Source organism: Streptomyces sp. NPDC050287 (genome assembly GCF_044459385.1).
Taxonomy (GTDB): Bacteria; Actinomycetota; Actinomycetes; order Streptomycetales; family Streptomycetaceae; genus Streptomyces.
The window spans coordinates 66,471-89,189 of the sequence record NZ_JBITIY010000004.1 but is presented as its reverse complement, the minus strand read 5'-3'; the positions used below and the strand labels follow the sequence as shown (position 1 = coordinate 89,189).

General features: G+C 69.5%; 18 protein-coding genes and 3 pseudogenes. 19 read left to right on the top strand and 2 right to left on the bottom strand.

The window, feature by feature from the left end:
* Positions 1 to 145: 145 nt before the first annotated feature.
* The 17 genes and pseudogenes from ACIBK3_RS15400 (at position 146) to ACIBK3_RS15320 (ending at position 17,034) form a co-directional block, all read left to right on the top strand.
* Positions 146 to 1,210, top strand: a complete 1,065-nt coding sequence (locus ACIBK3_RS15400) for a sugar ABC transporter substrate-binding protein (RefSeq protein ID WP_399365732.1) — start codon at positions 146 to 148, stop codon at positions 1,208 to 1,210.
* Positions 1,211 to 1,255: 45 nt separating this feature from the next.
* Positions 1,256 to 2,818, top strand: coding sequence for a sugar ABC transporter ATP-binding protein (locus ACIBK3_RS15395; RefSeq protein ID WP_399365730.1), 1,563 nt, complete (start codon positions 1,256 to 1,258; stop codon positions 2,816 to 2,818).
* Positions 2,819 to 2,822: 4 nt separating this feature from the next.
* Complete coding sequence (locus tag ACIBK3_RS15390) at positions 2,823 to 3,863, top strand: ABC transporter permease (protein ID WP_399366807.1); 1,041 nt, start codon at positions 2,823 to 2,825, stop codon at positions 3,861 to 3,863.
* A gap of 93 nt (positions 3,864 to 3,956) precedes the next feature.
* A complete protein-coding gene (locus ACIBK3_RS15385) occupies positions 3,957 to 5,291 on the top strand; it encodes an enolase C-terminal domain-like protein (protein WP_399365728.1) in 1,335 nt (444 codons plus the stop codon).
* A 127-nt stretch (positions 5,292 to 5,418) separates the two neighbouring features.
* On the top strand, positions 5,419 to 5,856 hold the full coding sequence (locus tag ACIBK3_RS15380; protein ID WP_399365726.1) for an RbsD/FucU domain-containing protein: 438 nt from the start codon (positions 5,419 to 5,421) through the stop codon (positions 5,854 to 5,856).
* On the top strand, positions 5,853 to 6,914 hold the full coding sequence (locus ACIBK3_RS15375) for a zinc-binding dehydrogenase (protein ID WP_399365724.1): 1,062 nt from the start codon (positions 5,853 to 5,855) through the stop codon (positions 6,912 to 6,914). Before ACIBK3_RS15380 ends, ACIBK3_RS15375 begins: the two co-directional genes overlap by 4 nt.
* Entirely contained in the window at positions 6,911 to 7,672 is a 762-nt protein-coding gene (locus tag ACIBK3_RS15370; RefSeq protein WP_399365723.1) for an SDR family oxidoreductase, read from the top strand. The genes ACIBK3_RS15375 and ACIBK3_RS15370 overlap by 4 nt, the downstream gene beginning before the upstream one ends.
* Complete coding sequence (locus ACIBK3_RS15365) at positions 7,669 to 7,809, top strand: hypothetical protein (protein WP_399365721.1); 141 nt, start codon at positions 7,669 to 7,671, stop codon at positions 7,807 to 7,809. The genes ACIBK3_RS15370 and ACIBK3_RS15365 overlap by 4 nt, the downstream gene beginning before the upstream one ends.
* The gene (locus ACIBK3_RS15360; RefSeq protein ID WP_399365719.1) at positions 7,806 to 8,843 is read left to right on the top strand and encodes a sugar kinase; all 1,038 of its coding nucleotides are present in this window, start codon (positions 7,806 to 7,808) and stop codon (positions 8,841 to 8,843) included. Before ACIBK3_RS15365 ends, ACIBK3_RS15360 begins: the two co-directional genes overlap by 4 nt.
* A 133-nt stretch (positions 8,844 to 8,976) precedes the next feature.
* Positions 8,977 to 9,285 (top strand): annotated as a pseudogene (locus ACIBK3_RS15355) (aldo/keto reductase); the annotation flags it as partial.
* Complete coding sequence (locus ACIBK3_RS15350; protein WP_399365717.1) at positions 9,276 to 9,998, top strand: FadR/GntR family transcriptional regulator; 723 nt, start codon at positions 9,276 to 9,278, stop codon at positions 9,996 to 9,998. The pseudogene ACIBK3_RS15355 and the gene ACIBK3_RS15350, both read left to right, overlap by 10 nt.
* A 234-nt stretch (positions 9,999 to 10,232) precedes the next feature.
* Positions 10,233 to 11,126: an amidohydrolase family protein gene (locus ACIBK3_RS15345; protein WP_399365715.1), complete on the top strand. Its 894-nt coding sequence runs from the start codon at positions 10,233 to 10,235 to the stop codon at positions 11,124 to 11,126.
* Positions 11,123 to 12,403: a nickel-dependent lactate racemase gene (gene larA, locus ACIBK3_RS15340; protein WP_399365713.1), complete on the top strand. Its 1,281-nt coding sequence runs from the start codon at positions 11,123 to 11,125 to the stop codon at positions 12,401 to 12,403. Before ACIBK3_RS15345 ends, larA begins: the two co-directional genes overlap by 4 nt.
* Positions 12,404 to 12,565: 162 nt before the next feature.
* Positions 12,566 to 12,874 (top strand): annotated as a pseudogene (locus ACIBK3_RS15335) (hypothetical protein); the annotation flags it as partial.
* A 369-nt stretch (positions 12,875 to 13,243) separates the two neighbouring features.
* On the top strand, positions 13,244 to 14,503 hold the full coding sequence (locus tag ACIBK3_RS15330) for a ferric reductase-like transmembrane domain-containing protein (protein ID WP_399365712.1): 1,260 nt from the start codon (positions 13,244 to 13,246) through the stop codon (positions 14,501 to 14,503).
* A gap of 461 nt (positions 14,504 to 14,964) precedes the next feature.
* Entirely contained in the window at positions 14,965 to 15,528 is a 564-nt protein-coding gene (locus ACIBK3_RS15325; protein ID WP_399365710.1) for an MBL fold metallo-hydrolase, read from the top strand.
* Positions 15,529 to 16,008: 480 nt separating this feature from the next.
* Complete coding sequence (locus ACIBK3_RS15320; protein WP_399365708.1) at positions 16,009 to 17,034, top strand: LacI family DNA-binding transcriptional regulator; 1,026 nt, start codon at positions 16,009 to 16,011, stop codon at positions 17,032 to 17,034.
* A gap of 207 nt (positions 17,035 to 17,241) precedes the next feature.
* Here the strand turns inward: ACIBK3_RS15320 and ACIBK3_RS15315 are convergent, their stop codons facing one another.
* The gene (locus ACIBK3_RS15315; RefSeq protein ID WP_399365706.1) at positions 17,242 to 19,161 is read right to left on the bottom strand and encodes an alpha-L-fucosidase; all 1,920 of its coding nucleotides are present in this window, start codon (positions 19,159 to 19,161) and stop codon (positions 17,242 to 17,244) included.
* 299 nt (positions 19,162 to 19,460) lie between these two features.
* Between ACIBK3_RS15315 and ACIBK3_RS15310 the strand changes: the two genes are divergently transcribed.
* Positions 19,461 to 19,718 (top strand): hypothetical protein, encoded by a 258-nt coding sequence (locus tag ACIBK3_RS15310; RefSeq protein WP_399365704.1) that lies wholly within the window; start codon positions 19,461 to 19,463, stop codon positions 19,716 to 19,718.
* A gap of 52 nt (positions 19,719 to 19,770) precedes the next feature.
* Here ACIBK3_RS15310 and ACIBK3_RS15305 read toward each other — a convergent pair.
* A pseudogene (locus ACIBK3_RS15305) lies at positions 19,771 to 20,314 on the bottom strand (sugar ABC transporter ATP-binding protein); the annotation flags it as partial.
* A 213-nt stretch (positions 20,315 to 20,527) separates the two neighbouring features.
* On the opposite strand from ACIBK3_RS15305, the gene ACIBK3_RS15300 reads away from it, so the two are divergent.
* On the top strand, positions 20,528 to 22,591 hold the full coding sequence (locus tag ACIBK3_RS15300; RefSeq protein WP_399365701.1) for an alpha-L-fucosidase: 2,064 nt from the start codon (positions 20,528 to 20,530) through the stop codon (positions 22,589 to 22,591).
* Positions 22,592 to 22,719: the final 128 nt, after the last annotated feature.

Below are 22,719 nucleotides of genomic sequence, written 5' to 3'. Positions count from 1 at the left end.
ACTGGGCTTCAGCCGTGATTTGTGCAGAGGGCTGGACAGGCTGCCGGAGGTCGCTCTATAAACATCCCATCTCTATAGCGCGGCGATGCACGGATGTCGCCGAAGCGAACATCTCCCGCTACGGGACCGGCGCGAGGAAGCACCGATGAGACTCAGAACCGCCCTCTGTTCCGCCGTCTCCGCCCTGTCCGCACTGGCGCTGCTCAGCGCGTGCGGCAGCGGCTCCACCACGTCGGCGTCGTCGGGCGACGCGCCGCTGGTCGGCGTCGACTACCCGCGCTCCGACACCGACTTCTGGAACTCGTACATCAAGTACACGCCGGAGTACGGCAAGAAGCTCGGCCTCTCGCTCAAGACCACCAACTCGCAGAACGACGTCGCCAAACTCACCGCCAACGCGCAGACGTTCATCAGCCAGGGCGTCAAGGGCATCGCGATGGCCCCGCAGGACACCGCCGCCATCGCGCCCACCCTGGCCCAGCTGGAGGCGAAGAAGATACCGGTCGTCACCGTGGACACCCGCCCCGACACCGGCAAGGTCTACATGGTCGTCCGCGCCGACAACCGGGCCTACGGCGAGAAGGCGTGTCAGTACCTGGGCACCAAGCTCGGCGGCAAGGGCAAGGTCGTCATGCTGGAGGGCGGTCTCGACTCCATCAACGGCCGTGACCGCACCGAGGCGTTCAACGACTGCATGAAGAAGAACTACCCCGGCATCAAGGTGTTCGGCGAGGCCACCAACTGGGACGGGGCCGTCGCCGCACAGAAGCTGCAGACCGACCTGACCGCCCACCCGGACATCAAGGGTGTCTACATGGAGGCCAGCTTCGCCCTGTCCGGCACGCTCCAGGTCCTCAAGCAGAAGGGCCTTCTGGTCGACCCGAAGGACAAGAAGCACGTCTTCGTCGTGTCCAACGACGGCATCCCCGAGGAGCTCAAGTCCATCGCCGCCGGGAAGATCGACGCCACGGTCTCCCAGCCGGCCGACCTCTACGCCAAGTACGCCCTGTACTACGTCAAGGCCGCGATCGACGGAAAGACGTTCAAGCCCGGCAAGACCGATCACGGCAGCACCATCATCCAGGTCCGCGACGGCGTGCTCGAGGACCAGCTCTCCGCACCGCTGGTCACCGCCGACGGCGGCACCTACGGCGGCGTGCCCAGTGTCAAGAGCGACGACACGTCGCTGTGGGGCAACAACCTCGGCTGATCCCTCCTCCGGCATGCAACGGCTCTCGAGAACAAGGCGGTTGAGATGAGCGACGGGGAGCGAGCAGTCACCCCCGCGCCCGCCCCGGCGGACGACGGACGGGTCCCCCCGGACCCGCCCGTCGTCGAGGCGACGGGCATAGTCAAACGATTCGGTCCGACGGTGGCCCTCAACGGCGCCCGGATCACCATCCGACCCGGTGAGACCCACGCACTCGTCGGCCGCAACGGAGCCGGCAAGTCGACCCTGGTGTCGGTGCTCACCGGGCTTCAGGCACCCGACGAGGGAACGGTGGTCTTCGGCGGCGAGCCGGCCCCCCGGCTCAGCGATCGCGACGCCTGGCGACGGCGGGTGGCCTGCGTCTACCAGAAGTCGACGATCATCCCGACACTGACCGTCGCCGAGAACCTCTTCCTGAACCGGCACGACCACGGGCCCAGCCGCCTCATCAGCTGGCACGCCACCCGTCGCCGCGCACGGGACCTGCTGTCGACGTGGTCGGTGGACGTCGACCCGCAGACCCCGGCCGGTGAACTGAGCGTCGAGCAGCGGCAGTTCGTGGAGATCGCCCGGGCGCTGTCCTTCGGGGCGCGGTTCATCATCCTCGACGAGCCGACCGCGCAGCTCGACGCGGCGGCGATCAACCGGCTCTTCGACCGCATCCGCGACCTGCAACGCCAGGGCGTGACGTTCCTGTTCATCAGCCACCACCTCCAGGAGATCTACGAGATCTGCGACATGGTGACGGTCTTCCGCGACGCCCGGCACATCATCACCGCGCCGGTCGCCGAACTGCCCCGCGCCGACCTTGTCGCCGCCATGACCGGCGAGGCGGCGGCCGACCGGCAAGGGGAACGGGCGAGCACCCTCACCCCCGGCGCCACGGCCGCACTGAGCGTCCGTGCGCTGCGAGGCGACGCTTACGACGACGTCGGCTTCCAGGTCGGTGCCGGCGAGATCGTCGGCCTCGCGGGCGCCGCCGGCAGCGGACGTACCGAGGTCGCCGAGACCGTCGTAGGGCTGCGGGCGCCGGCGGCCGGCGAGGTGGAGATCGCCGGGCGGCGGCCCCGGCCGGGCAGCGTGCCCGCGGCGCTCGCCGCCGGCGCCGGGTTCGTCCCGCAGGACCGGCACCACCAGGGTTTCGTTCCCGGCATGTCGATCGCGGACAACGCCACGCTGTCCGTGCCGAAGCGGATCGGCTCGAACGGGTTCCTGAGCCGCGGCCGCCGGGACCTGCTCGCCGAGGGCATGATCGAGTACCTGGCGATCAAGACCCCCGGTCCCGACCTGCCCGTCTTCGCCCTGTCCGGAGGCAACCAGCAGAAGGTCGTCATGGCCCGCGCCCTGGCCGACGACCCGCGTCTGCTGGTCCTGATCAACCCGACCGCCGGCGTGGACGTGCGCTCCAAGGAGTTCCTCCTCGCCAAGGTCGAGGAGACCGCGCAGACCGGCACCGGAGTACTCATCGCCTCCGACGAACTCGACGACCTGCGCATGTGCGACCGGGTCCTGGTGATGTTCCAGGGCCGAGTGACGACAGAGATCGCCCGTGGCTGGCACGACCACGACCTCGTGGCCGCGATGGAAGGAGTGGACCTGCATGCCTGAAGTAATGCCCGAAACGCTCGCGGACCCCGCCGCGGCAGAGACCGCCGGGCCCGAGGCGAAGCGGACCGCGCTGCTCGGCGGCCGGATACCCCTGGCGCGCCTGCGCGACCTCGCGCTCGTCCCCGCCATCGTGGTCATCGCGATCGTCGGGCAGATCGTCAACCCGGTCTTCCTGCAGGCCGACAACCTCATCAACGTCCTGCAGACCATGTCCGAGATGGCCCTGCTGGTCCTCGCCCAGGCGATGATCCTGATCGTCAAGAAGATGGACCTGTCGCTGGAGTCCACCATGGGCCTCGCGCCCGGTGTGGCGGCCTGGCTGGTGGTGCCGGCCGGCGCGGGCCATGGCCTCGGCCTGCTGCCCGGCGCCTGGGCGATTCCCGTCACGCTCGCCGTGGGCGCGCTGGTCGGCGTGATCAACGCCCTGCTGATCATCCGCTTCGGTCTCAACGGCTTCATCGTCACCCTGGGCATGCTGATCGTGCTGCGCGGTGTCCTCACGGGCATCTCCGGCGGCCAGACCTTCTTCCAGCTGCCCGAGTCGATGCTCTACCTGGGTACCGCCGAATGGTTCGGGATGCCGGCCTCCATCTGGGTCTGCCTGGTCCTGTTCGCCGTCGCCATCGTCGTCCTCGGCTGGACCAGCTTCGGCCGCTCCCTCTACGCCATCGGCGGCAACGTCGACGCGGCGAAGGCGGCCGGTATCCGCACCGACCGGGTGCTGGCGATCGTCATCGTCACCGGCAGCCTGCTCGCCGCCCTCGCCGGACTGATGCTCTCCGGACGTCTCGCCTCGGTCGCCTCGGCCCAGGGCAACGGTTACATCTTCACCGTCTTCGCCGCCGCCGTCATCGGCGGCATCAGCCTCAACGGCGGCAAGGGCACCATGTTCGGGGCCTTCAGCGGCATCCTGTTGCTCTTCATGATCCAGAACGTGCTCACCCTGGCCGGTGTCCCCGCCCAGTGGATCGGCGCCCTCAACGGCCTGATCATCCTGGTCGCGCTGACCATCTCGCGCATCACGGGCGGCAAGGTCCAGGAGTGAACCGGGCGGTCGTCCGGGCCGCCCGACACCCTCCGCCGCCCACATCTCGTCGCAAGGGCCCGTATCGCCCCTGCCCTCACAGGAGTTGCCGCCATGCCATCCGCCCTGTCCGATTCCCCGGCCTCCGCCCGCATCACCTCCCTCGACGTCCTGGACGTGCGTTTCCCGACGTCCGAGCACCTGGACGGGTCGGACGCGATGAACCCCGAACCCGACTACTCCGCCGCCTACGTCGTCCTGCGCACCGACGCCGTCGACGGACTCGAGGGCCACGCCCTGGCCTTCACCACAGGCCGCGGCAACGACGTCCAGGCCGCCGCCATCGCGGCCCTCGCCCCGCACGTGGTCGGCCTGCCGGTCGAACAAGTCTGCTCCGACCTCGGCGCGTTCTCCCGCTCCCTCGTCCACGACCCCCAACTGCGCTGGCTCGGCCCGGAGAAGGGCGCCATCCACATGGCCACCGGCGCGGTCGTCAACGCCGCCTGGGACCTGGCCGCCAAGCGCGCGGGAAAGCCGGTGTGGCGCTTCCTCGGCGAGATGTCGCCGGAGGACCTGGTCGCGCAGGTCGACTTCCGCTGGCTGTCCGACGCCCTCACTCCCGAGGAGGCCCTCGAGATCCTGAAGCGCGCCGAGCCGGGCCGCCAAGAGCGCATCGGCCGCCTGCTCGACCAGGGCTACCCCGCCTACACCACCACTCCCGGCTGGCTCGGCTACTCGGACGAGAAGCTGTCCCGCCTGGCCCGCGAGGCCGTCGCCGACGGCTTCACCCAGATCAAGCTGAAGGTCGGCGCGTCCCTGGACGACGACATACGGCGCATGCGCACCGCCCGCGAGACGGTCGGCGACGGCATCCGCATCGCCGTGGACGCCAACCAGAGATGGGACGTCCAGGTCGCGATCGACTGGATGCACGCCCTGGCCCCCTACGACCCGTACTGGATCGAGGAGCCCACCTCGCCCGACGACATCCTCGGCCACGCCGCCGTCCGCCAGGCCGTCAGCCCCATCAAGGTCGCCACCGGCGAGCACATCGCCAACCGGGTCGTCTTCAAGCAGCTGCTCCAGGCCGGGGCGGTGGACATCGTGCAGATCGACTCCGCACGGGTCGGCGGCGTCAACGAGAACATCGCGATCCTGCTGCTGGCCGCGAAGTTCGGCGCGCCGGTCTGCCCGCACGCGGGCGGCGTGGGCCTGTGCGAGATGGTCCAGCACCTGTCGATGTTCGACTACGTCGCCGTCTCCGGCACCACCGAGGACCGCGTCATCGAGTACGTCGACCACCTGCACGAGCACTTCGTCGACCCGGTGCGCATCGCGGCCGGCCACTACCTGGCGCCGACACTCCCGGGACTGAGCGCGCAGATGCACGCCGAGTCCCTCAAGGAGTACGCCTACCCCGACGGCCCCGTCTGGACCGCTCGTGTCTGACGTGCCGGACCGCTCCGCCGCCGTCGGAATGGTGCCGGGCGGCTGTCCCGAGAGCGCGAATCAAGCAGTCCGCCACCGTAGGCGCGTGCCTCCACCGGCTGCCTGACAAGAAGGAGAGGACACTCCCGTGCTCCTGACCGAACTACAGCATCCCGGCATCCTCGAATCCCTGGCCGGAGCCGGTCACGGCGCCCGCGTCCTGCTCACGGACGGCCACTACCCGGCCGGCACCGCCACCGGTGAGCGCGCCAGAACCGTCCACCTCAACCTGGCCCCCGGCCTGTTGGACGTCACCACCGTGCTCGACGTCCTGCTGCGCGCCCTGCCGGTCGAGGCGGCCCACGTGATGGTGCCGCCGGAGGGCGAACCGGAGCCGCCGGCCATCGCCGAGTACCGCTCGATGCTGGCACCCGTCCCGGTCGACACACTCGGCCGCTTCGAGTTCTATGACGCCGCCCGCTCGCCCGACCTGGCGCTGGCGATCGTCACCGCCGACACCCGTACTTACGCCAACCTGTTGCTGACCATCGGCGTCCGCGCTGAAGGGACCCTGACTACACGATGACACTCGCCGTCCGTTACACGGCCGCCCGCACCCTGGACACGGCCCCCGCCGAGACCCGCTTGCCCGGTCCGGGTGAGGTGGAGCTGGCGCCCGCTTATGTCGGTATCTGCGGTACCGACCTGCACATCTTCCACGGTGACATGGACGCCCGGGTGTCCGCGCCCGCCGTCCTGGGGCACGAGATGTCCGGCCGTGTCGTGCGGGTCGGCGTGGATGTGGAGGGCTGGTCGCCCGGCGACGCGGTGACCGTGATGCCGCTGCGGTGGGACGACACCTGCCCGGCCTGTCTCAAGGGCCATCAACACATCTGCCAGCACCTGGACTTCATCGGCATCGACTCGCCCGGAGCGATGCAGCAGCGCTGGATCGTGCCCGCCTCGACGCTCATCCGGCTGCCCGGCACCCTTCCTTTGGACCGGGCCGCGCTCGTGGAGCCCACCGCGGTGGCCGTGCACGACGTGGGCCGGGCCGCCGTGCGTGAGGGCGAGAAGACTGTGGTGGTCGGCGGCGGACCCGTCGGCATCCTGATCGCTCTGGTCGCGCGGGCCCAGGGCGCCGACGTCCGGGTCGTCGAGCTGAGCGCCCACCGTCGGCTGCTCGCCGAGGAGTTGGGGCTGACCGCCTGGGATCCGGCCGCCGTCGACGTGCCGGCGTTGGTGGGGCAATGGACGGGGGAGGCGGGGGCGGACGTCGCGTTCGAGGTGTCCGGTGCGGCGGGCGGCGTGGACACCGCGGTCGAGGTGCTGGGTGTGCGGGGCCGGCTGTGCCTCGTCGCCATCCATCCCCGGCCCCGCGAGGTGAACCTGCACCGCTTCTTCTGGCGTGAACTGACCCTGGTGGGCGCCCGGTTGTACGACCGCTGCGACTTCGAGAAGGCGGTGGCCCTGGTGGCGGACGGCACGATTCCGGCCGAGCGGCTGATCAGCAAGGTGGTACCGCTCACCGAGGCGCCTTCGGCGTTCGAGGCGCTGGAGGGCGGCGGTGACGTGATGAAGATCCTCGTGGACTGCACCACCGATACCCACAACAGCGACGACGCGCGGGGAGCATCCGTATGACCGCCTTCGACCTCACCGGAAAACTCGCCGTCGTCACGGGAGCCCGGCGCGGTATCGGCCGGGCCATGGCCCGCGCACTCGCCGAGGCCGGCGCGGACATCATCGGCGTCAGCGCGAACCTGGAGGAGTCCGGCAGCGGCGTGGAGAAGGACGTGCGGGCCGCGGGGCGCAGGTTCGAGGCGATCCGGACCGACTTCGCCGACCCCGAGGCCGTACGGGCCCTGGGCGCGGACCTCGCCGGGCGGGAACGTCCGGTGGACATCCTGGTCAACAACGCGGGCACGATCCGCCGTACTCCGGCCGTCGAACACAGCGACGCGGACTGGGAGTTGGTGCTCCAGGTCAACCTGAGCGCGCAGTTCGCGCTGACGCGTGCGGTCGGCGCGTCGATGGTGGCCCGCGGCCGGGGGAAGGTCATCTTCACGGCGTCGCTGCTCAGTTTCCAGGGCGGCATCACCGTCCCCGGCTACACCGCCGCCAAGCACGCCGTCGCCGGACTGACCAAGGCCCTGGCCAACGAGTGGGCCGGCCACGGCGTGAACGTCAACGCGATCGCGCCCGGCTACATCGCCACCGACAACACCCAGGCCCTTCAGGACGACCCGGCGCGCAGCACGGCCATCGTGGAGCGTATCCCGGCCGGGCGCTGGGGCAGCGCCGACGACCTGGCGGGCGCCACGGTGTTCCTCGCCTCGGATGCCGCCGCCTACGTCCACGGCGTCATCCTGCCCGTCGACGGCGGATGGCTCGGCCGATGAACGACACCGGCCTGGCCTCCGTGCTTTTTCCCGCCCAGGTGCTCGGCGGCCCGTGGACCCCCGCCCACCGGGAGCGCGGCGACCACGACGACATCCGCCGGCTGACCGCCGAGGCCGTGGACGGGAGCACACCATGACCGACGTGGTGGCCCTCGGCGAGGTCATGCTCCGCTTCGACCCGGGCGAGGGACGGATCCGCACCGCCCGCTCCTTCCAGGTCTGGGAAGGCGGCGGCGAGTACAACGTCGTACGCGGACTGCGCCGCTGCTTCGGCCTGCGCACAGCCATCGTCACCGCCCTCGCCGACAACGCCGTGGGCCGCCTCGTCGAGGACCTCATCCTCCAGGGCGGCGTCGACACCTCGCTGATCCGCTGGGTCCCCGGCGACGGCATCGGCCGCACCACCCGCAACGGCATCAACTTCGTCGAACGCGGCTACGGCATCCGCGGCGCCCTCGGCGTCAGCGACCGCGCCCACACCGCCATCTCCCACATCCGCAAAGGCGACATCGACTGGGACACCGTCTTCTCCACCGGGCCGCGCTGGTTCCACACCGGCGGCATCTTCGCCGGCCTCTCCGACACCACCCTCGACGTCGCCGACGAAGCCATGGCCGCCGCCCGCCGCCACGGCGTCACCGTCTCCTACGACCCCAACTACCGCCCCAGCCTCTGGGCCGGCCGAGGCGGCGCCGACGCCGCCCGCGAGGCCGACCTGCGCCTCGCCCGGCACGCCGACGTCGTCGTCGGCGCCCTGGGCCTGACCGGACCACACCCGGGCACACACCACGTCGCCGCCGACGAAGTCCCCGACGCACTCGCCGAGATCGCGAGCCGACTGCCCACCGCACACGTACTGGCGACCACCCTGCGCGCAGTACCCTCAGCCGGAGTCAACGACTGGACCTCCGCCGCCTGGTCACCCCGAACCGGCTTCGTCAGCGGCCCCCGGATGCCCGGCCTGCACGTCCTGGACCGCATCGGCTCCGGCGACGCCTTCGCCGCCGGACTGATCCACGGACTGCTCACCGGCACCTCCCTGGAACGCGCCCTCGCCTACGGCACCGCCCACGGCGCCCTCGTCATGACCACCCCCGGAGATGTCTCCATGGCCACACTCACCGAGGTCGAAGCACTCATCGCGGGCAACTCGGCCCACGTCCGGCGCTGACCGGTGCCCCCTCACCCCGTATCGCCAGGAGCACGTCTTGCACCAGCAGAAGATCCAGGGCACGTCGGTCTCACTCACCGAGCTCGGCTTCGGGGCGTCCGTGATCGGCAACCTCTACCGCGTCACGCCGGTCGCCGAAGGCCTGAAGTACGACTACCAGGACGCCCCGCCGGCTCTGGTCGCCCGGGCCCGGGCGGTCGCCGAGGTCTGCGCGGCGCACGGGACCACCCTGCCGGTCGCCGCGATCGCCTTCCCGCACACGCATCCCAGTATCATCAACGTCACCCTCGGCTTGCGGACTCCGGAACAGGTCGGACGAAACGTGGAACTCCATGATCAGCAAGTCCCGGACGGCGTCTGGGACGATCTCCGCACTCAGGGGCTGATCAGGTCGGGCGTGCTCACGGGGCACGGTGGGGGGAGGGATGAGCGGTGTCTCTGACGGACAAGGCCATCGAGGACATCCGTGAGCTGATCCGGACCGGTGCCCTGCCTCCGGGCTCGAAGCTCCCACCGGAGCCGGACCTGGCCGCCCAGCTGGGCCTGTCCCGCAACCTTGCCCGCGAAGCGGTCAAGGCGCTGGCGGTCGCGCGGGTCCTGGAGGTCCGGCGGGGCGACGGCACCTATGTGACCAGCCTCCAGCCGAGCCTGCTCCTGGAGGGGCTCGGCGGCGCGGTGGAGCTGCTGCAGGGCGACTCGGTCGCCCTGCAGGACCTCATGGAGGTACGGCGGCTCCTGGAACCGATCGCCACGGCCCTTGCCGCCACCCGGATCTCCGACGCCCAACTGGCCGAGGTGAAGCGGCACCTGGACGCCATGCGCGAGGCCCGCGACGACGTCGCACAGCTCAACGCCCACGACGCCGCCTTCCACCGAGCCGTCATCTCGGCCACGGGCAACGAGACCCTCCTCACCCTTCTCGAAGGCATCTCCGGCCGCACCCTGCGCGCCCGCATCTGGCGCGGTCTGGTCGACGCCCAGGCCGCGGGCCGCACCCTCGCCGAGCACGAGGCCATCTTCAACGCGCTGTCCACCCGTGACGCCGCCCTCAGCCAGGCCGCCGCCCTGCTGCACGTGAACAACACGGAGCAGTGGCTGAGGGAACACCTGCGCTCCGGCGAACCGCTCCCCTTCGGAACGACAGCGCGGAAGTGACGGGCGGGCGTTGCCCGGCACGTTGCCCTGCATCCCGTCGGTACATGGGATGAATGCATAGGGGGCATCGGGAATGAGGCTCCTATCTCGCACCGTAAAGTTGACCGGGCGGCGCGCTTACCTGCGGTAACGGAAACCTTGACGGTGAATCGAGGGCGAGGCTGTGGTTCCATGTCTTCCTGAATCATTGGATGTTGCTAGCTGCCGCCGCTCGGCGCTGAGCAGGAAGTAGCGATGATCAGGATCGACGCACACCATCACCTCTGGCGGCCGGTGGCCGCCTCGCACCCGGCGGCGGGCCCAGGCCCCCGCCGCCGCCCACACCGCTGGCTCGACGCGCCCGAGATGGCTCCCGTACGGCGGGACTTCACCCTGGAGGACTTGGCGCGGGAGACCGCCGCGGCGGCCATCGACCGCACGATCCTGGTCCAGGTCCTGCCCGAGATGGACGAGACCACGGAATTCCTGGCCCTGGCCGCCGGGACCGACCTGGTGGCAGGCGTCGTCGGCTGGGCCGACCTCACCTCGAACCGCCTGTCCGACACGCTGGCCGCCCTGCGGGCCGCGTACGGCGGTGAACTCCTCGTCGGCGTACGGCACTTGGTGCAGAGTGAGCCGGACCCCGACTGGCTGAACCGGCCCGACGTACACCGGGGCCTGCATGCGGTCGCGACCGCGGGCCTCACCTACGACCTGCTCACCCTCCCGCGCCAACTGCCCGCGGCGATCGCCACCGTCCGAGCCCTGCCCGAGCTCACGTTCGTCCTCGATCACTTGTCCAAGCCCCCCATCCGCTGGGGCGAACTCCAGCCGTGGGCGTCACTGATCCGTCAACTGGCGGCGCAGCCCAACGTGTTCTGCAAGCTGTCCGGCATGGTCACGGAGGCCGAGTGGAACAACTGGAGCGCCTCCGCCCTGCGCCCGTACGCCGACGTGGCGCTGGACGCCTTCGGCCCGGAGCGGGTGATGTTCGGCTCTGACTGGCCGGTGTGCCTGCTGGCCGCCTCGTACGAGGACGTCGTGGCCGTCGCCGAGGAGTTGACCGGCTCACTCACCGAAACCGAGCGCTCCGAGGTCTTCGGCGGTACGGCGGCCCGCGCCTACCGGCTGGGGAAGGAAGACCTGTGAGAGTCCGCCTGGCCTACGGACAGTCGGGCCTCGACATCAACGTGGACGCGCGCGCGGCGACCGTCCTCCGGCCCGCCTGCCATGAGGCCGCCGCGGACCAGATGGCCGTACTGCGCGCGGCGCTGCGTGACCCGGTCGCCGGTCCGCCGCTGCGCGAACGCGTACGCCCGGGGCAGACGGTCGCCATCTCGGCCTGCGACGGCAGCCGTGCGCAGCCGCGCCATCTTATGATTCCGGCCGTCCTCGAGGAGCTCGACGGGATCGTACGCCTGGAGGACGTGGTCATCCTGGTCGCCACCGGCACCCAACGCGGCAACAGCGAGGCCGAGCTCCGCCGGATGTTCGGCGACGAAATCGTGGACGGCGTGCGGATCGTCAACCACGACGCCCGCGACTCCGGACAGCTGACCTGGATGGGCACGTACGGCGACGACGTGCCGGTGTGGCTGAACCGCGAGTGGGCCGAGGCGGACGTCCGGATCACCACCGGCTTCGTCGAGCCGCACTTCTTCGCCGGCTTCTCCGGCGGCCCGAAACTCGTCGCGCCCGGGCTCGCCGCGCTGGAGACGGTCCTCGTGCTGCACGACGCGGCACGCATCGGCGACCCGCGCGCCACCTGGGGCATCACCCACGGCAACCCGGTCCACGACGACGTACGCGCGATCGCGCAGGCCACCGGAGTGACCTTCGCGCTGGACGTGGTGCTCAACCGTGACAAGGACATCGTGACCGCGTTCGGTGGCGATCTGCTGCCGATGCACGCCGCCGCCACCGCCGTGGCCAGGCGGATGGCGATGCGCCCGGTAGAGGGGCCGTTCGACGTCGTCGTCACGACCAACTCCGGTTTCCCTCTGGACCAGAACCTCTACCAGTGCGTCGAAGGCATGTCCGCGGCCTACCAGGTCGTCCGTCCCGGCGGCACGATCGTCTGTGCCGCCGAGTGTCGCGACGGCTTCCCCGACCACGGCTCCTACCGCGAGGTACTGGCCTCCGCTCCCTCCCCGCAGGCGCTGGTCGCCGACCTCAGCGCCCGTACCCACACCGTGCCCGACCAGTGGCAGGCGCAGATCCAGGCGCGGATCCAGTCGAGCTGCCGCGTCGTCATGTACACCGAGTACCTGAGCGACGCGGAACTGGCCACCGCCCACCTCGCACAGACTGCCGACATCTCCACCACCGTCGCCACGGCCCTTGCCTTCGCGGGACCCGACGCCCGAGTGTGCGTCCTGACCGAAGGCCCGCAGACCATCCCGTACCTGAAAGGGGACCAGTCCTGAGAGGTGTGCTGGACCTGGGGCTCGCCGGGCCGGCCCGGGCGGACGGGCACGCCGGGAACTCCCCGAGGTCGTCCACGGGCCCGGCAGGATATGAGCGGTGGCAGCGTCGGTGCGCTTCACCAGCTTCCCCTTGAGGCTTCAGCCCATCGAGGTTGTCGCCCTGTGAGTTCTGCTCTCCCGTCCCCTACCGACCGGCCCTCATTCCGTGACCCCACCCTGCCGCTGTCGAAGCGCATCGACGATCTGATCGCACGGCTCGCGCTCGATGAACGGCTCCCGATGCTGCATCAGTACGCACCAGCCGTGCCGCGCCTCGGCGTCGCCCCCTTCCGCACCGGCAGCGAGGCCCTGCACGACGTCTCCTGGCTCGGGGCCGCGACCGTCTTCCCGCAGGCTGTCGGCCCCGGCGCCGGCTGGGACGTGGACCTGGTGCGCCAGGTCGCCGACGCGGTCTCGACCGAGCTGCGGGCCTTCCACCACCACCGACCACCGGTGATCAGTGCGCGAACCACCCGGCCAGTGCTTGTGGTTAAGGCCTTAATCACTCAGCGTACCCGCGACGGCGACGGCGACGGCGACGGCGACGGCGACCGGGAGCGGAGATCCCCCTGAGGCAGGGTGTGATCCGCTCACCCTGCGGGTCAAGTTCCGTATTTTCGCTGCGCCCGGGCCGTATCAAGTGAGAACGCAGGGGTCCTCGCGCCCTCGCGGGTGCCGGACGCGAGTCCTTCACATGGACAAGAACGGACAAGAGGGGAAGCGGTGGAGGCGACGATTTCACGGGTGCGGCAAGGCACCATACCTCCGGTCGTTGCGGCGCGATGGGCGCTGTGGACGTTTGTGATCACCAACTTGGTGATCGTCGAGGTCTTGTTCCTCACGGCCGGGACAGGCCAGAACGGAGTGCTCACGGTCGCCAGGTTCTTCGGCCTGCACGCCGCCGTGCTGATGCTGTTCCAGCTGCTGCTGGTGGCCCGGCTGCCGTGGCTCGACCGCCGTATCGGCATGGACAGGTTGACGGTGTGGCACCGGTGGGTCGGCTTCACCCTGCTGTGGACCGTCCTCACCCACGCCATGCTGGTGGTGCTGGGCTTCGCGAGGCTCGATGACGCGTCGATGACGAAGACGTTCTTCGCGCTGGCCGGAGTCCCCGCCTCCCTGCTCGGGATGGGGGCCGCGGCGATCATCGTCATGGTCGCCGCGGTCTCCGCCCGGAATATCAGACGGCGGCTTCGGTACGAGACCTGGCACGGCCTGCACCTGCTGCTGTACCTGGCGTTGGGGCTGGCATTCGTCCACCAGCTGCAGGAGACCACGACCTTCAGCTATTCCGTGCCCGCGAAGATCTACTGGTGGGCTCTGTGGCTGTTCGCGTTCGGTGCCCTGGTCACGGGACGGATCGGCCTGCCGCTGTGGCGCAACGCCTATCACCGATTCCGGGTCGCGGAGGTGGTGCCGGAGTCGGACGACGTGGTGTCGGTGCACGTGACCGGCCGCCACCTCGACAGGCTGCCGGCCCGGGCCGGACAGTTCTGCGTCTGGCGGTTCCCCGGGCACAACCACTGGTGGCTGGCGAATCCGTTCTCGCTGTCGGCGGCACCCGACGGCCGCACGTTGCGCCTGACCGCCAAGGCGGTCGGCAACGCCAGCGCCGGCCTGCGGCACCTCCCGGTCGGGAGCCGCGTCTTCGTCGAGGGTCCGTACGGGGCATTCACCGCGTTGCACCGGACGCGGCCCGGTGCGCTCCTGATCGCCGGAGGAGTAGGGATCACGCCGGTCCGAGCCCTGCTGGAGGAGGAACCGGCCGGCGACGTCGTCGTGCTCTACCGGGTGCGCAGCGTCAGCGACGCCGTGCTGGTCGACGAGGTACGGGCCCTGGTCGCGGACCGCGGTGGGCAGCTGCACCTGCTCACCGGCCGTACGGGGGAGGAGAATCCGCCGTTCGAGCCGGACAGTCTCCGTGCCCTGGTTCCCGACATAACCGAACGCGACGTGTACGTCTGTGGCCCGCCCGGGATGACCTCGGCCGTGCTCAGCGCCCTGCGCGGGCTGAAAGTTCCCCATGGGCAAGTGCACGCCGAGCGGTTCGGCCTGGGCTGAGCCCCGCCCGCGGCGGTATCCGGCTCGTGACCGAGGGGAGCGGGGAGGGCCGCGGCCAGGCAGAGCCCGCGTTCGGGGAGGGTGCATCCGGGCCGCTGGGCTACGGCGTGCTGGAGTACACCCTTGTCGAACGGGCGCTTCGTCACCATGCTGATGCCCACTGCCCACTGCCCACTGCCCACTGCCCACTGCCCACTGCCCACTGCCCACTGCCCACTGCCCACCGACGAAGCGTGGGCTCGCATCTCCTCATGGTCACCCAGGCTGCATGCGCGGCGCCTAGCGCCTGCGTGCAGCCTGAGTGATGTCTCAGGTGCCATGTCCGCCGAGGGTGCCGCCCCGCCCTCCTGGGCCGCATCCACCCGGGCACGGGTCGCCTGGGTCTTCGGCATCGCGCCGACCATGCCGCCTGCCGTCAGCACCGCCGCATTCGCTCACACTCATCACCCGAGGAACCCCGCATGACCGCTGACTTCCACGTTCTGACCACCGGCTACGCCGACACGCGGGTGGCCGGCACCGTGACCCTGCTCGTCGACGGCGAGACGGTCGTGGTCGCCGATCCCGGCATGGTCGCGGACCGCCGACTCATCCTGGACCCGCTCGCGCACCACGGACTGAACCCCGAAGACGTCACCGACGTGATCTTCAGCCACCACCACCCGGACCACACGCTGAACGCGGCCCTGTTCCCCCAAGCCCGCTTCCACGACCACATGGCGATCTACCAGAACGACATCTGGCAGGACCGCGCTGCCGACGGATACCGGCTGTCGCCGTCGGTCACGCTCATGACGACCCCCGGCCACACCGCCGAGGACGTCAGCACCCTGGTCGCGGCCACCGAGGGCCTGGTGGTCCTGACCCATCTGTGGTGGACCGCCGAGGGACCCGCCGACGACCCCTTCGCGCCCGACCACGAGCAACTGCGGGCGGCCAGGGAGAAGGTCCTGGCCCTCGGCCCGGCACTGATCGTGCCGGGACACGGGGCGCCCTTCGTGCCGTCGGCGTCGACGCCCGTCTAGCCCGCCCATACCTTCGGCGGCGGGCCATGGACCATCGGCCGACACCGTCCCGCCCTCCCCTTCCGTAGTGGTATCGCCCGAAGGGAGGGCCAAGAGGGAGGAGAGCGCACAGGAGAATCAGCCGGCTCATCACCTGGCCATGGCTTCGGTGGCGGCCGGCACGCTGATGCTGTCGACGACCAGGGTCGCGGCGATGATCCGAGGCGCCCACGGAACACGGACACCACCGCACTGCGGCCTGACCCACCGCGGCGTCGTCCATGAAGCCGGCGAAGGCGACACCTCCGCCCGGCTGGAGCGCCGAGCGCACCCGCGGGACCTGTCGCCCCCCCGCCACGACCTGTGCGCCGACTCCGCCAAGGTCACGGGTGACGGTGTCGAGCGGCTCACGCGCACCGCGGCCGAGGCCGCCGAGCACTCGCGCGGCGGGTGGCTGTTAGGTTCTTGCCCACAAGCGGTCACAGGGCAGTTGGGGTGCGCATGGAAAGCTCTCGTGCCTGGCGTCGTCCCACGCTCGGCGCTGTAGCCGCCTGGGCAGGGGTGTCCACGGCCACGGTGTCGAACGCGCTCAACGGCACCGGACGGCTGTCCGAGGCGACCAGGCAGCGCGTGCTGGCCGCGGCACGCGAACTCGGGTATGCCCCGGCCAGCACCGCCCGTGCCCTGGCTCGCGGGGGCACCGGAGTGCTCGGCCTGACCATGACCACCTATGGCGACCTTCCTGTCCCGTACACCGTGATCCCGTACTACGCGCAACTGGCGCTGAGCGCCATGGCGGCGGCCCACGAGCGCGGCTATCTGCTCCAGGTGATGCCGAGTTCGATGTCCCCGTGGATGTGGCTCACCACGCCGATGGACGGCGTCATTCACGTCGCGCCGCGCGCCGAGGACCCGGTTCGTTCCATTCTGCGGGAGCGCGGCATACCGATGATCAGCCAAGGCCGGCCGCCCGCGCCGCACCGCTGCGACGCGTGGGTGGAATCCGATCACGAATCGGGTCTGCGCCTCCTGCTCGACCACCTGACGGAGTCCGGCGCCCGGCGGATCGGGCTCTCCCTGCCGCTTCACGACGACGCCTCCCCGCGACTGATCGCACACGCCTACCGGTCCTGGTGCGACGACCACCGCATGCTTGCCCTGGTGGAGGAGTACGCCTCGCTGCCGGACTACTTCACGGCGGAACAGGACGCGGTCAGCCGGCTGCTCCAGCGGCATCCGAGACCGGACGCCGTCATCGGCGTCTACTCCGACTCCGGGCACAACATCCTCGCCGCCGCCCGCCATCATGGTCTTCGGGTGCCGCGGGACCTGCTGGTGGCGTGCGTCAGCGAGGATCCCGACTATGCGACGACCGCCCCGCCCGTCACCACGGTCAGCCTCCGCCCGGACCTGGTGGGTACCGAAGCGGTAGACCTGCTGATCGCTGTCATCAACGCCCGCAGCGGCGTGGACCGGCGTCGGCTCGTGCAACCGGTGCTGAACCCTCGCCGGTCCACGCGGCGTTGACGAGAGGTGCGCTACGGGGCCGCCCCGTCACGAGGCACGCCCCCTCCTGGCGCCGTCACAGCGCGAGGATCCGCCAGTCCTGGTTGGCCCCGCCGGTTGAGGGCCACTGGATGACGCCGATACGTCCGCGGTGAAGGCGTCCTTGACGTCGGCGCACCAGCCGTCACCCTGCCGGTTGAGCGGTTCACCGGCCGGAAGGCAACGGCATCAAGCACTGAAGGGCCGGTCGTAGACCTCCAAGCTGCGGATCGAAGCCCAGGCGCCGCTGGGAAGACCGGTGACGGTCACTCGCACATAGCGTGCCTGCGCGCTGAGAACGGACACCCGCACCTGACTGGTGTCGGTGGTGGCGGTCAGGTCGGCCAGGGTGGTCCACCCGGCGTTGTCGGTGGAACCCTCGATCCGGTACCGGTAGTTCGTGCCTGCGGACTCCCAGGCGATACGCGTGCCGGTGAGCGACTTCTGCGACCCCAGGTCCACCTTCAGCCACTGTCCCGTGTTTCCGTTGTTCGCGCACCAGCGGGTGGCGGTGGAGCCGTCGACGGCCCTGGCCGCGGTGTTGCCCTTGGAGGTCTCTTCGCTGCTGGCCGTGGCCGTCTTGCCGGCGGCGATGTCGGCCGGTTGCACGGAGCGGTCCAGCGTGACGCCGACGACGCTGTCCTCGGGGATGCGGGTGCGGTTGACACCCGTGATCGTCACCCTGCCGTCCGAACCGACGGTGTACGGCAGGCCGGTACCCGTGGCGACGTCGAAGACGCGCGTGACGTGCGCGTCTCCGGTGGACGGGGTGGTGAAGGAGGTCCCGCTGTAGCCGGGCAGCAGGTGGACGTAGAAGGTGTTGTCCTTGTACGTGAAGCCGTACTGGCCGTCCACCGGTTCCCACGGTCCGCCGCGCGTGCCGTACACGGCCTGGCCGCAGGTCGACAGGAAGGAACCGACCCTGCGCACCGCCGCTGCCTGGTCGGCCGGTACCGCGCCCGTACGGTCCGGGCCGACGTTGAGCAGGCAGGTCATGTTCCGCACCCAGGCGTTGACCAGGATGTTCATGATGTTGCCGAAGCTCATCACGGGTGCGCCGGCCTTGTAGCCCCAAGTGCCGCCGATGGTGAAGCACTTCTCTGCCAGCTTGCCGGTGCGGATCGCTCCGCTCGGCACGGAACCGCCTTCCTCGCTGGTGAAATCGCCGATCCAGCCGGAGCGCAGCGTGGAGACGATGTCTGGCTGGTGCTTGCGCGCCAGGCCGGTCAGTCCCAACGGCTTGCCGGTGGCGGGGTCGGACTCGCTGTAGGCGGAGTCCACCGGCCACTCGTTGGAGGGGTCGCGGAACTTGCCGGGTTCCCAGAAGAAGGCGGCGTCCGCGTCGGTGCCCTGCTGGCCGAGCCATCCGCCGTCCCACCACAGGTCGTCGATCTTGCCGTACTGGGTGACCAACTCCCTGACCTGCTGGTACACCTCGTTCTTCATGATCCGCGCGTTCTCCTTGTGCGCGGGATCGGTGACGTAACCCCACTTGTTGGGAAGGCAGTTGGTGCCGCGGACGTCGTAGTAGCCGGGGTAGCGCCAGCTCAGCGGCGAGTAGTACAGGCCCACCCTCAACCCGGCGGCGCGCACGGCGGTGACGTACTGGCTGACGAAGTCGCGCTGCAGGGGTGCCTGTCCGGCATGCCAGGCGTTCGGGTGCGTGGACGGCCACAGCGCGAACCCGTCGTGGTGGCGGGCCGTAAGTACCGTGTACTTGGCTCCCATGTCCTTGGCCAGCTGCGCCCAGTCGGCAGGGCGGTACGCACTGGCGGTGAACTGCTCGCTGCTGCCGTCAGTGACGTACTTCCTGTAGTTCTCCGGCGTGATGGCGGCGTTCTCCATGTACCACTCGCCCTTGGCCGGGCCGGAGTAGACGCCCCAGTGGATGAACATGCCGAGCTTTGCGTCCTGCAGCCACTGGATCTTCTCGTCGGACTGCTGCTCGATGCCCAGGTTTAACTTCGGGATCCGCAGCGGGAGAAGGGGCAGCGGCTGGGGGGAGGACGCGGCGTGCGCCGTCGTCGCCAGCGCCGGCGAGGTGGCTGCGGCAACCGTCATGGCGGCTATGCCGGTCAGCACTGTGCGGCGACTGGGTGGTTCGGACAAGGTTGTCTCCTGACTGTTCGCAGAACAGCACGGACGGTGTTGCGGCCTGGGCGGGAGCAGGCAGAGGGAGGGCGCCGCTTCGGTGAGTCGCATGTCGTCACACCATCAAGAACATGGGATGTATTAGTGGGGACAGAGAGGGGCGCTGTCCATAGGTGGGACGCGAATCTCTAAGTGACACGGGCTATGGGAGTCATGTCTCGATCACCCCAGTATTGGTCATAGGATGTATTTTGCCTTGGCCGATGGTGTCACCAGCAGTGGAACATCGTCCAGGTCAGTGGGCAGCTCACAAGGTCGTGAACAGGAACAGCGGCAAGGCCCTCGACATCAACGCCTCCAGCCACTGGAGGGGGACCGCGCTGCAGCCGTACACCTGCGTTGCCGCCGGCCATGTCAGAAAGACGCTGGTCGTGGCGGAGCGCGGCGAGCACGATGACGGCCTCGGTGCCGGAACTGACCTTGCGCCAGCGGGTGTTCAGTCGGTTGCGTTCCTGGCGTATCAGGCCACCGACGATATCGAGGTCCGCTTCGACACCGGAAGCCGAACCTGGTAGACAGCATGCTGAGCGCCCTCGGCGGGCTGGTCTTTCGTCACAGATTCACCATCGCCACGCTGCGGTTGTTCACCAGCCCCTGAAGGTGGCGGGTCCTCGGGGATCAGACCGACTCCGGTGGCGAGCGCGGACGGCACACTGCCGGTGCGCCCACTCTTGCCGCCGCCGGTGATCCGGCCGTCCTTCGTGCGGTGGAGACCGGCGATCGTCTCACCCATCTGCACACTGCCGCTGGCGGTGACGCCGGCGAGCCCGACGACCTCGCCGGATCTGACCGAGAGGGAGATGTCCTCACAGACGCCGGGCAGTGTCAGATCATCGATGGCCAGCAGTTCCGTGGAAGAGGAGAGCGAGGCCGAAGGACGCTCGACGGTGACCGTGGGGGCCGACTCGCCGGTCATGGCCTCCACCAGCGCCTGGTGGCCGAGTTCGGTGACGGGCGCGGTCAGGATGTGGGCCGCGTCGCGGTAGACGGTGACGGTGGTGCAGAGGCCGTACACCTCTTGGAGATGGTGCGAGATGAAGAGGAAGGCCACGCCCTGCCCTTGGAGGTCGCGGAGCATGCATCGACATTGATAGATCCTATCTATTTTTGCGTTGTTGACCTGATCGTGGGGCAGTGACGAGGAGCTTTCTCATTTCTGTCCTTAGCTCTAGACAAGACGTGAGTGCGGGCCCCTTAATACATCCGATGACCGAGAAGATGTGGCCTGAGCGGAGACGAGCCGCCGTTCCCCGCCGTCCGGGCTGAGTCACGGACAGACCACTGTCGACACGCCCCGAGTCCTTCACCCCTTCTGGAGTCGCACATGACCTCCGCTCCCCTCAGCAGGCGCTCCCTCATCAAGGCCGCCGCCCTCGCCGGCGGCACCGTGGCCTTCGGACTGCCGCAGGCCCTGTGGCCCACCGCCGCCGAGGCGTACTCGGTCCCCTCGAAGATGGACTGGTGGTACCAGGCCCGGTTCGGGATGTTCATCCACTTCGGGTCCTACTCCTACCTCGGCCACGGCGAGTGGGCCTTCAGCTCCGAGAGCTGGTCCAAGGCCAACTACCAGACCCAGGTGTCCGCGCACTTCAACCCCACCGCGTTCAACGCGGCAACCATCGCTCAACTGGCGGCGGACGCCGGCATGAAGTACCTGGTCATCACTGCCAAACACCATGAAGGCTTCGCCATGTGGGACTCCAACGTCCCCAGCTTCACCGACACCACCGGCACGAAGCTGTACAACCTGCACGACTACGCCGGTGTCCAGGGTGATCTGCTGGCGGCGCTCAAGACGGAGTGCGAGGCACGAGGCGTCAAGTTCGGGCTCTACTACTCGATCCTGGACTGGAACCACCCCTCCCAGACCATCCGAAGCGGCGGTGTCACCACGATGGCATCGCAGGCCGCCCGCACGGGTTATATCGCGGACATGAAAGCCCAACTGCAGGAGCTGCTGGACCGCTACGACCCGGCGCTCCTGTGGTTCGACGGCGACTGGTTCGGCGAACCCTCCAGCCCCACCCTCCAGGACTGGTGGCTCCGGTCGGACGGTGTCGACCTCTACAACTGGTTGATCTCCCGCAAGCCCGGACTCGTCGTCAACGAACGGGTCAAGCGGGACCTCGGTCTGGGCGACTACGCGGTCGCGGAGTTCGGTGTCCCCGACGCGCCGCTGGACCGCCAGTGGGAGAGATGCGACACCATGAACGGTGCCTGGGGTTACAACGCGGGCCGAGAGAACTCCTACCGCCCCGTCAGGGATTTCGTTCAGGAGCTCGTCACCTGCGTCTCGCGGGACGGCAACTTCCTGCTGAACATCGGCCCCAAGGGCGACGGCTCGGTCACCGCCGGATCCGTGACCATCCTGCGCGGCCTGGCCTCCTGGATGGCGACGTACGGCGACAGCGTGCACGGAGCCACGGCAAGTCCCTTCACCACCGACCCCACCTGGGGGAGGGCCACCAAGAAGGACGGCAAGCTGTTCGCCCACGTCTTCACCTGGCCCACGGGCGGCGTGCTGCAGATCCCGGCGATCACCAACACCATCAGCCGCGTCTACCTGATGAACAACCCCTCGGCCTCGCTCACCTACACCGTCAGCGGCGGCCAGATCAGCGTCACCGTGCCGGCTACCGCCCCGGACGCCAATGACTCCGTGGTCTGCGTCGAGGTCAGCGGCGTCCCCACCGCCGCCGGCGGAGCCCGGGTGACCGTGTTCCAGGACGTCAGTTACTCCTCGGCGAGCGCCGTCCTGACGCTGGGCAGCTACACCTCCTCCCAGCTGTCGGCCGCGGGGGTGGGGTCCGCGACCATCTCCTCGCTGAGGGTGCCCCAGGGCTACCGGGTGACGGGCTACTCCGGCGACAACTTCACCGGCACGGCCTGGACGTTCACTGCGGACAATCCCGACCTGCGGGTGACCGGCAACAACGACGCCATCGTCTCGCTCAAGGTCACCTTCAATCCGGCCTCGTACTTCCGTCTGATCAACGTCACGGACGGTCTGGCCCTGGACAGCGGCGGCAACGTCGCCAGCGGCTCGAACCTCAAGCAGTGGACGCCGGTCGACAGCCCCAACCTCCAGTGGCAGGCCGTAGACCTTGGCGACGGCTACTACAGGCTGGTCAACCGCGCCAACGGCATGGTCGCCGACGGCTGGGGCTCGACCAGCAACGGCGCTCCAGCCCAGCAAGCGGCCTGGAACGGCGGCCCCCACCAGCAGTGGAAGATAACCGACCGCGGCAACGGCCAGTACTCGATCGCCAACCGCACCACCGGACTCGTCCTCGACGGCGGCGGACAGGTCCCGTCCGGATCCGTGACCAAGCAGTGGACCTGGGTGACCAGCAACAACCTGCTGTGGACGTTCCAGCCCACCTCCTGACCATCCGTCACGGCCGCGCCACCCGTACCTCTTCTCGGGCCACTGCGCCACGACGCGCCTCCCGGCGTGGCCGCTGTGGGCCGGGGTCCCTCCGACCCGCACGTCTCCACGAAGAAGACGCGCACGTC

Bases quoted from the DNA above. Each gene is read 5' to 3' on its own strand.
- ACIBK3_RS15400 (WP_399365732.1), top strand. From the start codon at position 146: ATGAGACTCAGAACCGCCCTCTGTTCCGCCGTCTCCGCCCTGTCCGCA.
- ACIBK3_RS15395 (WP_399365730.1), top strand. From the start codon at position 1,256: ATGAGCGACGGGGAGCGAGCAGTCACCCCCGCGCCCGCCCCGGCGGAC.
- ACIBK3_RS15390 (WP_399366807.1), top strand. From the start codon at position 2,823: ATGCCCGAAACGCTCGCGGACCCCGCCGCGGCAGAGACCGCCGGGCCC.
- ACIBK3_RS15385 (WP_399365728.1), top strand. From the start codon at position 3,957: ATGCCATCCGCCCTGTCCGATTCCCCGGCCTCCGCCCGCATCACCTCC.
- ACIBK3_RS15375 (WP_399365724.1), top strand. From the start codon at position 5,853: ATGACACTCGCCGTCCGTTACACGGCCGCCCGCACCCTGGACACGGCC.
- ACIBK3_RS15370 (WP_399365723.1), top strand. From the start codon at position 6,911: ATGACCGCCTTCGACCTCACCGGAAAACTCGCCGTCGTCACGGGAGCC.
- ACIBK3_RS15365 (WP_399365721.1), top strand. From the start codon at position 7,669: ATGAACGACACCGGCCTGGCCTCCGTGCTTTTTCCCGCCCAGGTGCTC.
- ACIBK3_RS15360 (WP_399365719.1), top strand. From the start codon at position 7,806: ATGACCGACGTGGTGGCCCTCGGCGAGGTCATGCTCCGCTTCGACCCG.
- ACIBK3_RS15345 (WP_399365715.1), top strand. From the start codon at position 10,233: ATGATCAGGATCGACGCACACCATCACCTCTGGCGGCCGGTGGCCGCC.
- ACIBK3_RS15325 (WP_399365710.1), top strand. From the start codon at position 14,965: ATGACCGCTGACTTCCACGTTCTGACCACCGGCTACGCCGACACGCGG.
- ACIBK3_RS15320 (WP_399365708.1), top strand. From the start codon at position 16,009: ATGGAAAGCTCTCGTGCCTGGCGTCGTCCCACGCTCGGCGCTGTAGCC.
- ACIBK3_RS15300 (WP_399365701.1), top strand. From the start codon at position 20,528: ATGACCTCCGCTCCCCTCAGCAGGCGCTCCCTCATCAAGGCCGCCGCC.